Origin of the sequence: Anaerolinea thermophila UNI-1 (genome assembly GCF_000199675.1) — a bacterium.
GTDB lineage: Bacteria > Chloroflexota > Anaerolineae > Anaerolineales > Anaerolineaceae > Anaerolinea > Anaerolinea thermophila.
This window is the reverse complement of sequence record NC_014960.1, coordinates 1,089,984-1,102,772: the sequence shown is the minus strand read 5'-3', so window position 1 is coordinate 1,102,772 and position 12,789 is coordinate 1,089,984. Positions and strand designations below refer to the sequence as shown.

The 12,789-nt window shown below is 52.0% G+C and carries 10 protein-coding genes; 2 read left to right on the top strand and 8 right to left on the bottom strand.

Going from position 1 to position 12,789, the window contains the following annotated elements:
* Positions 1-6 precede the first annotated feature (6 nt).
* From lgt to ANT_RS04915, 8 genes are all read right to left on the bottom strand, one after another.
* A complete protein-coding gene (gene lgt / locus ANT_RS04950; protein WP_013559416.1) occupies positions 7-819 on the bottom strand; it encodes a prolipoprotein diacylglyceryl transferase in 813 nt (270 codons plus the stop codon).
* A 12-nt stretch (positions 820-831) separates the two neighbouring features.
* Positions 832-1,464, bottom strand: coding sequence for a CDP-alcohol phosphatidyltransferase family protein (locus ANT_RS04945; RefSeq protein ID WP_155818005.1), 633 nt, complete (start codon positions 1,462-1,464; stop codon positions 832-834).
* Between the two features lie 78 nt (positions 1,465-1,542).
* The gene (locus ANT_RS04940; RefSeq protein WP_013559414.1) at positions 1,543-3,699 is read right to left on the bottom strand and encodes a DNA translocase FtsK; all 2,157 of its coding nucleotides are present in this window, start codon (positions 3,697-3,699) and stop codon (positions 1,543-1,545) included.
* Entirely contained in the window at positions 3,696-4,646 is a 951-nt protein-coding gene (locus ANT_RS04935; RefSeq protein WP_172634574.1) for a 30S ribosomal protein S1, read from the bottom strand. Before ANT_RS04935 ends, ANT_RS04940 begins: the two co-directional genes overlap by 4 nt.
* A gap of 50 nt (positions 4,647-4,696) precedes the next feature.
* Positions 4,697-6,613, bottom strand: a complete 1,917-nt coding sequence (locus tag ANT_RS04930; protein ID WP_013559412.1) for a histidine kinase N-terminal 7TM domain-containing protein — start codon at positions 6,611-6,613, stop codon at positions 4,697-4,699.
* A gap of 9 nt (positions 6,614-6,622) precedes the next feature.
* Positions 6,623-7,165 carry a GNAT family N-acetyltransferase gene (locus ANT_RS16130; protein WP_013559411.1) on the bottom strand — a complete coding sequence of 181 codons (543 nt, stop codon included), beginning with the start codon at positions 7,163-7,165 and terminating at the stop codon, positions 6,623-6,625.
* 22 nt (positions 7,166-7,187) lie between these two features.
* Positions 7,188-7,871, bottom strand: a complete 684-nt coding sequence (locus ANT_RS04920) for a hypothetical protein (RefSeq protein ID WP_013559410.1) — start codon at positions 7,869-7,871, stop codon at positions 7,188-7,190.
* Positions 7,872-7,911: 40 nt separating this feature from the next.
* On the bottom strand, positions 7,912-8,757 hold the full coding sequence (locus tag ANT_RS04915; RefSeq protein WP_013559409.1) for a purine-nucleoside phosphorylase: 846 nt from the start codon (positions 8,755-8,757) through the stop codon (positions 7,912-7,914).
* 267 nt (positions 8,758-9,024) lie between these two features.
* On the opposite strand from ANT_RS04915, the gene ANT_RS16125 reads away from it, so the two are divergent.
* The gene (locus tag ANT_RS16125; protein WP_013559408.1) at positions 9,025-11,214 is read left to right on the top strand and encodes an HD domain-containing phosphohydrolase; all 2,190 of its coding nucleotides are present in this window, start codon (positions 9,025-9,027) and stop codon (positions 11,212-11,214) included.
* Positions 11,211-12,788: a GGDEF domain-containing protein gene (locus tag ANT_RS04905; protein WP_013559407.1), complete on the top strand. Its 1,578-nt coding sequence runs from the start codon at positions 11,211-11,213 to the stop codon at positions 12,786-12,788. Before ANT_RS16125 ends, ANT_RS04905 begins: the two co-directional genes overlap by 4 nt.
* Position 12,789 lies beyond the last annotated feature (1 nt).

The window sequence follows — 12,789 nt, the reverse complement described above, 5'->3', positions numbered from 1 at the left end:
AAAAGATTACAATTCACTATCAATTCGCCGATGACGCCAGAACAGTGCCCCTGCCGAAACAATCGCTACTGCCAGCATAATCATCTGGTTAGCGTTAATCGTGCCCAGGGGCGCGGGATCCAGCCGCAGGAATTCCAGGACAAACCGTCCTACTCCATAGATCACCGCATACACAAGAAACACATCCCAGGGTTTCAATTTTCCCTCAAAGCGCCTCGCCACCCAGAGCAAAATACCCATGTTCAACAGGTTCCAGAGGAACTCGTAGAAGAACAGAGGATGATAATACTCCACGTTGGCATACTCTGGCAAGCGATGCAACGGGTCTATATAAAGTTTCCAGGGCAAGTTGGTTGGCGCGCCATACAATTCCTGATTGAAATAGTTGCCCCACCGGCCAATGGCTTGCGCTAAAGCCAGCCCCGGTGCAATGGCATTTGCCCACACCCCCATCGGGAACTTCTTGCTACGAGAATAAATCCATACAGCCAGCAACCCACCAATCACCGCACCAGGAATGCCCAAACCACCACGGCGCAGGTTCAGCATATCCAGCGGATGCGTCAGGTAATATGCTGTGGTGATGCCCTGTTCGACCATCGAAGCGGGCGGGAGAAGCACATGCCACAAGCGTGCACCAATAATCCCACCAATCAGAGCAATGGGGAGCAAATCCCACGCCAGGTCCGGATTCTCGCCGTAGCGCTTGGCTTCCCGGCTGGCAAGCCAGGTTGCCGCAACCGCGCCTAAAACAATCAAAACACCGTAATAATAAATCTTAAACGTACCGATCAGGATGCCATCAAACTGAATCGACATAGGGCTTCCTCCTCATCCTTCTTTCTCAATTGCCGTACGCTCATAGGCTTGCTTACGCACATGCCAGATGCGCTGAAGCGCAGTGATATTTCCAAAGAGTGCAATCAGCGCCAGCGAGATCATCGGTTGGTTGAAAATCAACCCGGGCACCAGCACCAGAAAACGTTCTACCCGGGTGAATAATCCAATCTTGGTCTCAAACCCTACTGACTGCGCTCTGGCACGGATATAGGACACCAGCACCGAACCTGCCGCGGCAAGATATACTAGCAAAGCCCCCAGCCAGAGATCCTCTCTTAAGAAATAAATCAACAGCCCAAGGAAAATGACCAGTTCCGAGTAACGGTCTGTGACCGAATCCACAAAAGCACCAAATTCGGTAGGCAAACCGCGCAACCGCGCCATTGTGCCATCCAGCGCATCAATGGGGCCCACGAGAAGAATGACCAGCCCTCCAGCAGGAATATGCCCCATCGCCAAAAGTCCAGCCCCCACCATATTCCCTGCCAATCCGAGGATGGTCATGGTGTTGGGCATGATTCCCAGACGATTGAAGAACATCGCCACAGGTTCGAGCACATTTTTGAAAGTCTTACGGAGAAAATCGGTGAAGGTCACTGGTTCTTTCCTGACGACTTGTTCCACAATTGCACCTCACAGGAAAAAGATACAGGAACGCTGTTTCCAGCATGCGCCTTATGCTATCTTACCCGTGAGGAACTGTCAAGCACCCTCGTCATCGTCCTCGCCATCCTCGGGAAGAGGCGGTAAGAGTACTTCGCGGTCCTTTCCTCCCCCCTGAGCAGGTCCTACGATTTCCATTTCTTCCATGAGATCAATCAGACGCGCCGCCCGGGGATAGCCGATGCGCATACGCCGCTGAAGCAAAGAAGCACTGGCGCGCTGGGCTTGCCGCACAATGCGAATGGCTTCTTCCAGCAAAGCATCCCCTTCTTCCTCTTCGGCATTGACCAGGAATTCTTCCCAGGGCACACTTGCAGGCTCTCCGGAGGGAGGAAGTTGCTTCTGCCAGTAGGCAATGAGGCGCTCCACTTCCTGGTCGGCAACCATCACCCCTTGGGCACGCTGGGGGGTGCCTACTTCGGGGTTCAGAAAGAGCATATCCCCCTTCCCCAGAAGAGTCTCGGCACCCACCACATCGAGAATCACCCGCGAATCCACCGACGATGCCACACTGAAAGCAATGCGTGCGGGGAAATTGGCTTTAATCAATCCGGTGATCACATCTGTAGAAGGGCGCTGCGTAGCAACCACCAGATGGATGCCGATGGCACGGGCTTTCTGCGCCAGCCGCACCAGGGCGGGTTCGGTGTGTTCAGGGGCGGTCATCATCAAGTCTGCCAGTTCGTCCACCACCACAACAATCCTGGGCAGAGGTGTCTGCCCCCGCTTCTCAGCCCGACGGTTGTAAGTATCCAGATCGCGGGCGCGGGCTTGCTCCAGCACCTTGTAGCGGTTCTCCATCTCAGCCACTGCCCACTGCAACACTGCCACCATGCGCTCAATTTGTGTCTCCACCTTGCCAAGCAAATGGGGCAAGCCATTGAAGCGCGAAAGTTCCACCATCTTGGGATCGAGCAAAACCAGACGCAAATGCTCGGGAGAATTGTTCATTGCCAGGCAGGTGACAATAGCGGACACACACACCGATTTACCCGATCCGGTAGTACCAGCAATTAACAGATGAGGCATGCGTGCCAGGTCTGCGACCACCGCTTGACCGGAAACGTCCTTCCCTAACGCCAGTGCCAGCGGCGAATTCAAGCGCTGGAAGGCTTCATCCTGCATCAACGCACGCAAACGCACCACCGTGTTGCGTGGATTGGGGACTTCAATACCCACATACGAACGCCCCGGTACAGGTGCTTCAATCCGCAAACGCTCCGCCGAAAGCGCCATAGCAAGGTCCCGCTGAAGCGCAGAAATTTGGGCAACGCGCACCTTCATGTGAGTCACTTCACCATCCGCGCCAATTTTCTCAACATACCCCGGTTCAACAGCATACTGGGTAATGGTAGGACCCACACGATACCCCACCACTTTGACAGGCAAACCAAATTCTGCCAGCACCTGCTCAATGCGCAGTCCGGTCTCAATAATGGTTTCTTCATCCGGAGCGGAAGATTGTTCTTCCAGCAACAAGTCAAAGGGCGGTAAGAGCGGGTCTCTGCGGGTTGAAGAGGATGCCTGCTCTTGCCTTTCCTCTTCCGAAAGGTGCACTGAGGCTGAAGATCCTCCGGGCTGGACAGGAACAGGTTGCGGGGAGGCACTGATCGCATCTAACCACTTCACCAAGGCATGGAATCCCCATCCCAGTAAACCACTACCAAAAGAGATTAAGACCACGAGGGAAAACAGAAGAACAATCGTAATCCAGGGATAGGGGAAGAGCAGTTCCAGTAGACTTGCCAGCCCCCAGCCAATGACACCACCGTCTTTCCCGCTTTCGGCACGTGTCAGGTCCATGCCCCCAAACACCGACAGCAGGGCTAAGATGAAGAAGACACTGGCTTCCAGAGCCAGCGTACGCCCTAAAGAAATACTGGGAAAACCCTGAAAGTAGTGACGGAAACAAAGCAACCCCAACAGGATGAAAACGACTATCGCCCCCCATGACAGCCAGCCAAATGCCAGACGCAGGCTGCCCACCCAGGCATCCAGCAACACCCCTCGCGACCATCCCGCCAGCCCGAGAAAAGTCATGAGCGCCCATGCCATCAGGGAAATTCCCAGAACGTCCCACCCAAAACGGCGGAAACGTCCCCACCAACCCAATGGAATGGAAGATGACGTTTCCTCACCTGACGATGAAGGGCTTGCAGCCGGTGGTATGGGCTTGCGTTTTTGTTCTAACTTCATTCGATTTGAACCAGACCTAACCCAAGCCTGCGACGCTCAGCATCCAGATGCAAAATGCGCACCTGTACCTTTTGCCCAATCTTCATGAATTTCTCAATGTCTTTTTCTCCATCGGGCAGGGACATGGTAGAGATATGAATCAACCCCTCCACGCCCTCTTTCAGGCGGGCAAAAGCACCAAAACGCATGATTGCCGTCACCTCGGCTTCAACTACATCACCTGGACGATAAATTTGTGGCAGGGTTTCCCAGGGATTGGGACAAAGTCGTTTGAGACTGAGCGCTACCCGTCCATTTTCAGCAGAGACCGACAATACCAGCGCCCGCACAGGAACCCCCACCTGCAGGATATCGGTAGGATGTTGAACACGCCCCCACGACAGTTCGGAGACATGAATCAGGCCCTCCAAACCTCCCAGATCCACAAACGCACCAAAGTCGGTGACATTGGTCACGGTACCATTGACAATTTCTCCCGGGCGCAGGGTGCTGAAAAGTTGCCGGCGTTTGCCCTCCCCTGCCAGCGCGGCACGTTCCGAGAAGACAATCCGCTCGGCTTGCATCTCACACTCAATAACCTTTAACGAAAGGATTCGCCCCACGTAATTTGCCAGACTTTGCCGGCGCTGTTCTTCATCAGCAGGGACACAGGGCATTTCCACCAGATGCGAGACAGGCACAAAACCCTGAATATCCTCTCCACGCACCAACAATCCCCCACGGTTGAAGCCATAGACTTCCAGTTTGACCACCTCATCGTTTTCCAGGTACTGGCGCGCTCTTGCCCAATTGACCCCACCGGAGATCCCAGAGGATTTTGCGCTGGCAGTCTTGACAAGGCTCTCTCCGTAGGCTTGCTCATCGGCAAGCACCGAAGCCCACCAGCCTTCATCCATTGGCATTTCCACCTCTTCTTCCGCCCTGGCAACTGATCGCCTTACCGCCATTTCGTACCTCCATACCCCAATGACATTAAGATAAAAAATACCAACCATGGCTAGGCTTGCTTCTGGTTGGTTCCCTCCCGAGCATCCATTTCCATTTCCAGAATGGCTTTTGCGACGGCTTCGATGGCAACCCGCTGTTTCCGATAAAGATCTGCTTCTGACATGGCTAAACGCATGGCAATATCGCGCACCTTGCGCCCCTCAACGAACTTCATTTCCAGAATATTATACAATATCCACTCACCAGTGAACTTTCTTTCGCCCTCGGGTTTTACCTGATCAATCGCCTGCCGCAGAACTGCCCGTAAGGCATTGGCTTGATTCCCGTTATGCTCCCGCAAGGCTTCCTGAACCACGCGATACTTCATCAGCGGATTATTGAGCAGTTTTGGTCCCCCCCAGTAATGGGACAGGGCTTCCCTCACCCAGGTAGCCACATCCTCGGGGGCTTCGGGAATTTCTGCCTGAATAAACTCTCGCCGATCATACTGCCCGGCAGTACGCAGGCGCTGAATCAAATCGGCTTGCGGAGCAAGGGCTTCCATGGCAGAGAAAATCCGTTCCTGCAATTTACGGTCACGTAATGCCATTGCCGCTCGATCCACCAGCATCCAGATAGTATCATCCGGTTCAATGCTTCCCTCTCTTTCCTCTACACCACTCACCCCGATAAATCCCAGCAAGGGACTCTCCTCTCCATTGTGAAGGGGGAAAAGCCAATCCCCTTCCCAGATGAAATAACGCGCCTCCCGTGCTTTTTCCCATTCAGGATAAAGTTTGAGAGGGACATCCAAAGAGTTTTCCAAATGCTCGAATCGGGTTTTTCCCTGGGAAAGCACAAACTGCGCCCCCTCTTCCAAGCCTACCAGATAGGCCCCCTCGGCTTGAGTACGATCCATCAGAGCGGTTAAGATCATCTCCAGAAACTGACGCAAATCGTTGCGGGTGACCAATCGCTCTTCCAGACGGCGTAAAATGTCCAGTTCCTCCCGATCGTTGCCTGCAAAGAGCACCCGTTCTCCCAAAGGCGATAAGAGGGTGATGAGATATTCCAGAATCAAAATCGTAGCCACCATGGCAATGGGTACCAGCACACTGGCGTTGTAGCCCAGGGCTTCTCCTCCACGCCGGATGAGCGTGACCACCCCCAGGGTGGCAGACGCTGTAAACGGTCCACGCATCAACCACTTAAACAAGCGTGCCTTAACCACACGGTCGGGCAACATTACGCCGAAGAAAGCCACCACATACGCCATAATCACAAGCAGGGTGCCTACCAGTGCATTGACCAGAGCCGCCAGTCCCCAAAACAGAACAGGATGACGCAAAGGAAAATCAGGATTGTAAGGCAGGAAGGGAAACACCCCAAAAACCAGCGCCACCGAACTGAACACCAGATAAAACATGCGCCGCCGGCTGGCAGAAAGCGTGGAACGCCGCATGGCTCGCACCAGCAGACTAATCCCAATACCACATAAAGTAATCAGATAAATCAGAAAAATATGAGTCAGGGGGGTGGGCTGAAAATGGGTGATCTTCCCTTCCACACTGACCACAGGTCCAATCAACCATCCCAGCGGAACGGAAACAAGGAAGAGAAAGGAAATAAGATAAGCCAACCGTGAAAGAAAGCGCCGCCGTCCCCGGCTGGGCTGTCCTGTAGTGGCTAATACAGCATCGGCAAAATGAAGATACGCGGCAGGGAGAAACACAACCCCCACCCACTGTACCCGCAACCAGAACTCTTGCTCCACAGGCGAGGGAGCAATGTTGCCCATAGACTCGGCAGTAAAAGCCACCACCACACAGACTAAAATCAGGGCAAAGGAGCGCACAACCCGATTGAACAGGTTGAACGCCAGGGCATACAACAAAAGGGCAAAAGCGGTTATGGCAATTCCCGCTGTGAAGATATCACTGAGCGCCCGCAGCACCCCCTGAAGTGCCATCATCCCATCGTTTTGCATATTTCCCTATCAATGCAAGGACTGTGCGAAGAACAGCGCGATATCCTGATTAGCATAGTAAGCGTCGCTGTAACCCGAAAACTCATAGCCGAGTTTTTTTGCCAGTTGAATGGCGGGGTAATTCTTGGATTGCATTTCCAGCAAAATCCGGCGATACTTTCGCTCCAAGGCGTAATCCTGAACGGCAATCAGCAGAGCAGTACCAACCCCTTGTCGTCGCACATCATGGCGAACCCCCAGATCCTTGACCCATAAATTACCCGAGGTGACTTCCAGAGCCAAACGAGCAAACCCTACCGGCACATTTGCAAGGCTGGCAGTGAGGAAAATGCCTTTTTCCAGCCAGCCTTCCTGGAAAATATCTTCGATGGTTCGGGGATATTCCACCAGCACTTCTCGAGGCAAACGCACTTCGCGAAACCGAACCTGTATTTGCTCTTCCTCCATACTCCGATCCATTTGCCAGACTCGCACGGTGTAATACGAAAGAAGTATCTGGCTGAGCGCAGAGAGATCAGATGAAATTGCAGGACGAATGGCTACCTGAGGCATGATTTCCCTTAATAGAATCTATTTACGGCGAGTTAATAACCCTAACCTGAATAACACAGGCAGGAAAGACATTGTTCTGGTTATCGGTAACCACCAGACGCAAACGATAATCTCCGGGAACAATCTGACTCACATCCCAGTATCCAATCAAAGCATTGACCTTCGGACGGTTATCGGCAGCAATGGTTACCCAATCTTCGGAGTTTACACTGGCATACTCATACTTGAAAAAGCCCAGATTAGGGACGTTCACCGTCCCTTTTAATTCTACAGTTTTTTCTAATTCGTCGCCCGGACGTGGGGATACCCACTCAATTTGCCCCTCAATACACCCTTCCTGGGAAGGTGCAACAGTCATAATCAGATTGGAGGGGGTAGGTGTGCTGAGTTGCGGGGTGCTGAGAGATACCTGCGGCGTCTCCAGTAAGTTAAGCGTAGGGGTTTGGAAAACAGGTTTTTCCAGATAAGAAGGAACAACAAAAGATACCAGAACAAACTCCGCAAACACCATTAAGACCATCAACCCCATGATGGTGAGCGCCGAAAGGATTTTACGGCGAGCAATTTCCCGCTCAATGCCAAAAACGGCTTTCCGATACTCTTCCCATGCAGTTAAAAGCCGCCACAGGTAAATCAGTCCCACCCCTCCGGCGAGGAAATACACTCCGCTTTCGTATTGCTGAAGAAAACGGATCAGTTCGTCCATAATTCTGTGGCGGCAACCACCCCTGAAACGCCAGAAAGGCTCACCGGGATGAAAGTCGTTGTAATACCCGCGTGATCAACGTCTCCAGTTTGGGGACAATTTGTTTCCCTGCCTCCAGCACCTCTTCATGAGTGGTGATGGTATTGCCATCCAGATTGGCTTTGTTACTGATCCCGGAGAACGCCAAGACACGCATTCCGGAATGCTTTGCTACAATGGCTTCCGGCACTGTGGACATGCCCACAGCATCCGCCCCAATGAGGCGCAGAAAACGCAAATCTGCCGGTGTCTCGAAGGAAGGACCGGACAGCCCAACATACACCCCTTCGCGCAAAGCAATCCCGGCTTTTTGGGCTTCTTCCCGGGTAAGTTGCATCAATTCACGGTCATACACCTGACTCATATCCGGGAAGCGGGGACCAAGTTCTTCCAGATTGGGACCGCGCAGAGGGTTGAAACCGGTCATTCCAATCAAGGAAAGATGATCGGTAATCAGCATGACATCCCCCGGCTCAAACTCAGGATGAATGGCACCTGCCGCATTGGTTAAGATAACAGTTTCAATGCCCAGGCGTCTCATCACCCGCACGGGAAGAGTAACTTCTGCCATCGAATACCCTTCGTAAAAATGGGCACGTCCCTGCTGGACAAGCACAATTTTTCCTGCCAGTTCACCAATCACCAACCGGCCAGCATGCCCTGGAACCGTGGATACGGGCCAGTGGGGAATGGTAGCATATTCGATATAAACAGCGTTCTGAACCTGATCCGCCAGTCCACCCAAACCTGAACCCAACACCAAACCTACAGAGGGTTGGGCTTTCAATCGCTGGCGAATAGATTGTGCGGCTTCATCAATCTCCTGAAGTGAGAAAAATTCCGGCATGAATGCTTCTCCTTAAACCGTTTCTGAACAACTAATGTGATTGGGAAATCCCCGCTGGATTATATCAGAGTTTAAAGAGGCTGAAGGCTGGCTTAGCGGGAGGGGCATCACAATTCTGGGCTTATAAGAGTCAGTACCTTACAAAACTGAAATGAAGCCGAAATGCTCCTGTAATTGTGTTTCCCGTAAGGGTATGCTAGACTTCTAACAGGTGGCTTTTACGTCCATGTATTTTTTCCATTTCCCTTCGACTTGAGACTAACCTGCATGAAGCCTTCCACATCCAGCCCTGTTCCTTTCGTAGAAGAGAATTTATCAGAGACCGTGCGCACGGGCGTGGAAGGCACATACCCTGAGCGCGAAGCCCATGAAGAGATTCGTCAACTTAAAGCCAGAATCCAGAGTCTGGAACAACAATTGCTTCTGCAACGCCTGCAAAATGAGCAATTACTCAGACTCAACCAGTTTAACCAGCAACTGGAAACGCTGGAGGATATCCCCGTTGAGGCACAGTTAGCGGCGAATTTTTTGCATCAGACTCTGCATCCCTCATTATGTATGGTACTGGGGTTTTCCCCCGCATCTCAACGATTGCAATTGCTTGCTGTCGCAGGAGCGGATGCCGGGCTGATTCCTCCCGGGTTTCAACACAGCATCACCCGTGGATTGATTGGACGTGCCATCCGCGCCCGCAAAACCCTTTTGAAACATCATGAAATCGAAGAGCCGCCCTTCAAACTCATTCCACAACTTTATCCTTCCCAACTGGTGTGCCCTCTGCTGGATAATGGCAACCTGGAGGGGGTTTTATTTTTAGCCTCTCGCGAACCGGAACATTTCTCTCCACAGGACATTCCGTTTGTGGAAGCCCTGGGAATGAGACTGACCAGCGCGTGGTCGTATCAACGCTACCGGAATACTCTGGCAGACCTGGTACAATCAGCGGCACTTCTTACCTCCACACTGAATCTGGACCAACTGATGGAAAAAATTGCTGAAATTGCCCGCCAGAGCACCTATGCGCATGCAGGAGTGATTGCCGTGCGCTACGAAGAGTCCTGGCGCTGGGCATATTCCGGATCAGTTGGAGGCGTGGCATTGAGCCAATCCCTCCAGGAAATTGTCAATCATGTCTATCAGACAGGGATAGCCATACGCGTCAGAGATATCCGCCGTGACCCCCGTACCAGTCATCTGGACCTGCGAGACCCAACTTTACGTTCCATGCTGGTTTCTCCCATTCTGCGGGAAAACCAGCCCGTGGGAGTCATCCTTACGCTGGGGAAGAGACAGGGGGTAAATTTTAACGAGCAGGATGAATTTCTACTGGACTTAATCGGCACACACGCTGCTGTAGCGATTGATCGAAGTTTCCTGGATGAGGAATTGCGTTCTTCATTGATGGTGACGCAGATGCTGCATGAATTGAGCATGCGCATTGCCGAATCGGACGACCTGAGCGCGGCAGCACAGGTGATAGCCCTGACCGCCTACCGCATGTTCCAGGCAAGCGCCTGTGGGATGGTATTGTATGGATTGGAAGGTGTGCAAGAGATCAGCCTGCAATACCCATCGGATGACACCGAAATCTCGCACCCCATGGAAATCATCCAGCAAGCCATGCAATCCCGCCAGATTTGCACCCAACGGGTAAACGAATGGGTTACCCTGATGGCATTTCCCCTGCAGACCCATCGGCGCTGTTACGGCGCCCTCTGGTTGGAGTTAATGGAAAATTCCAGCAGGAACAACCACTATCCGGTAGACGAAGTGCGGTTGCTCATCAATCAAGCCAGTATTGCGCTGGAACGCTCCATTTTGCTGGCAGAAACACGCCGCCAGGCACATGAACTGGCACAAGCCTTTGATCAACTGGAACGTTCATATGACCAAACCCTGTTAGCCTTGATGAACTCTCTAGATGCGCGTGATCACGAAACCGAGCGCCATGTCCTGCGTGTGCGTCAGATTGCTTTGAGCATTGCTCAGGAAATGGGCGTTCCGCACGCCGAGCAAAAAGCTCTTGAACGGGGCGCACTTTTACATGATATAGGTAAAATTGGTATCAGCGATACCATCTTGCATAAGCCTGACACTTTGAATGAACATGAATGGCGTCTCATGCGGGAACATCCCCTGATTGGAGCACGCATCATCCGCGAGATTCCGTTCCTGAGCAATGCCATTCCTGTGATTGAATATCACCACGAACGTTGGGATGGCAGTGGTTATCCTAAAGGGTTGAAAGGGGAAGAAATTCCCTTGCTGGCGCGCATCTTCTCAGTTGCCGACGTGCTGGATGCCTTGCTTTCAGACCGCCCTTATCGGAAACGTATTAACTTGGAAGAAGCACTTCATTACATCCAATCCCAATCGGGAAAGCAATTCGACCCAGCCGTAGTCAATGCTCTGATGCGCTGTTTGCAAAAAAATACTTTGCGCCTTTTAGATACATGAAATATTTTCTAAACCGCCTGCTCCGCTTTCCAGATATTGAAAAGAATCAACGGCTGTTACTGCCTATTCTCTTAAGCAGTGCCGGGATTGGGGTTTTGCTGTGCATTTATGGATTGACAGAAGCCCCATCCGATACCCAGCGCTGGATGAACGTGGTGAGCGGACTGGTTTTGTTCGGTTATTTTCTTGTTCAAAACTTTTTGCTGAAAGCCGAATGGCACCACAATCCCGTTACAAGTGTGGTAGTTTTCCTCTTGAGTATCACCTTTGTCGTCTGGTTCAACCTGATTGAACCCTATACGATCCGCTGGATTCATCTGGCAGTCACCACGCTTTTCTTTATCAATATCACCATCATCATGGGACGATGGTGGGCTTATGGCGTGCTGGCAATGGTGGTCTTCCTGCTATCCCCGCTGTTCCCCTTCCAGATTTGGACACCGGTTTATGTTGCATGGGATCGACCATTGAGTCTCATGCTGTCCGGCATAATCATCAACGAAACCTTCCACTGGATGATAAAGCGGATTGAAAAGCAAGTGGAGCGGTTGGAAATCATCAATCAGATGACCCGCAGTTTAGCATTCTCCATTGAACCCTCTCAGGTTAATTCACTCATGAGCAGCGCCATTCAATCGGCACTGAATGCCGATACCTACTACATCGGCTTTCTGGAAAACCACGCTCTGCGCCTGGTACTGCTTTATGACGATGGTGAATTTTTCGAAGACCAGCATGTAGAACTGGAAAATACCTTTTCAGGTTGGGTGGTTGTTAATCAGCGCTCTTTGCTGGTGAGGGATATTGACAGAGAAGCCAAAGGATTGGGCATCACCTTGAGAAGCATTGGCAGACCGGAACATAGCCGGTCGTGGATGGGCGCCCCCTTACAAACCCACGAAAAACTGTATGGCATGGTGGCTGTGGCTTCTTACAAAGTCAATGCCTTCAATGAGAGCGACCTGGAGTTGCTGGAATCCTTTGCCCAACAGGCAGCCATCTCGCTGGAAAACGCCTATCATCATCAGGAAGTAGAAACGCGCTCCATGCAGGACAGCCTGACCACCGCATTGAATCACGGAGCGTTCCTGCAAAAACTGAGCGAGGAAGCCCAAAAAGCCTTACGAGGGGCATATCCACTCAGTTTAATCATGCTGGATATCGACCACTTCAAGGAATATAACGACCGTTATGGTCACCTGGCAGGTGATCAGGTACTGATTGAACTCACCCGCCACATTCAACGCTATTTGAAAAGCACCGATTGGGTGGGGCGCTGGGGTGGAGAGGAATTTGCCGTGATTCTGCCCAACGCTACCATTCCCCAGGCATGGGGGGTTGCCAGACGTATCCAGAAATCTCTGACACGCATGACCTTAAAAGACCGTGAGGGCAACCCTATTCCTGCACCCACTGTCAGCCAGGGAATCGCTTGTTTTCCACAAGAGGCGGATGAGATTTATGCCCTCATTGACCTGGCCGATCAACGCCTGTATCGGGCAAAAAGCCGCGGGCGTGATCAGATTGAAGCCCCCTTAGCCACATCTGAAATCATTGAAGATGAATTAGCATAGA

What these genes read in the sequence shown, in the direction of transcription:
- lgt (WP_013559416.1), bottom strand. Translation starts at nt 819, where the DNA reads ATGTCGATTCAGTTTGATGGCATCCTGATCGGTACGTTTAAGATTTAT.
- ANT_RS04940 (WP_013559414.1), bottom strand. Translation starts at nt 3,699, where the DNA reads ATGAAGTTAGAACAAAAACGCAAGCCCATACCACCGGCTGCAAGCCCT.
- ANT_RS04935 (WP_172634574.1), bottom strand. Translation starts at nt 4,646, where the DNA reads ATGGCGGTAAGGCGATCAGTTGCCAGGGCGGAAGAAGAGGTGGAAATG.
- ANT_RS04930 (WP_013559412.1), bottom strand. Translation starts at nt 6,613, where the DNA reads ATGCAAAACGATGGGATGATGGCACTTCAGGGGGTGCTGCGGGCGCTC.
- ANT_RS16130 (WP_013559411.1), bottom strand. Translation starts at nt 7,165, where the DNA reads ATGCCTCAGGTAGCCATTCGTCCTGCAATTTCATCTGATCTCTCTGCG.
- ANT_RS04920 (WP_013559410.1), bottom strand. Translation starts at nt 7,871, where the DNA reads ATGGACGAACTGATCCGTTTTCTTCAGCAATACGAAAGCGGAGTGTAT.
- ANT_RS04915 (WP_013559409.1), bottom strand. Translation starts at nt 8,757, where the DNA reads ATGCCGGAATTTTTCTCACTTCAGGAGATTGATGAAGCCGCACAATCT.
- ANT_RS16125 (WP_013559408.1), top strand. Translation starts at nt 9,025, where the DNA reads ATGAAGCCTTCCACATCCAGCCCTGTTCCTTTCGTAGAAGAGAATTTA.
- ANT_RS04905 (WP_013559407.1), top strand. Translation starts at nt 11,211, where the DNA reads ATGAAATATTTTCTAAACCGCCTGCTCCGCTTTCCAGATATTGAAAAG.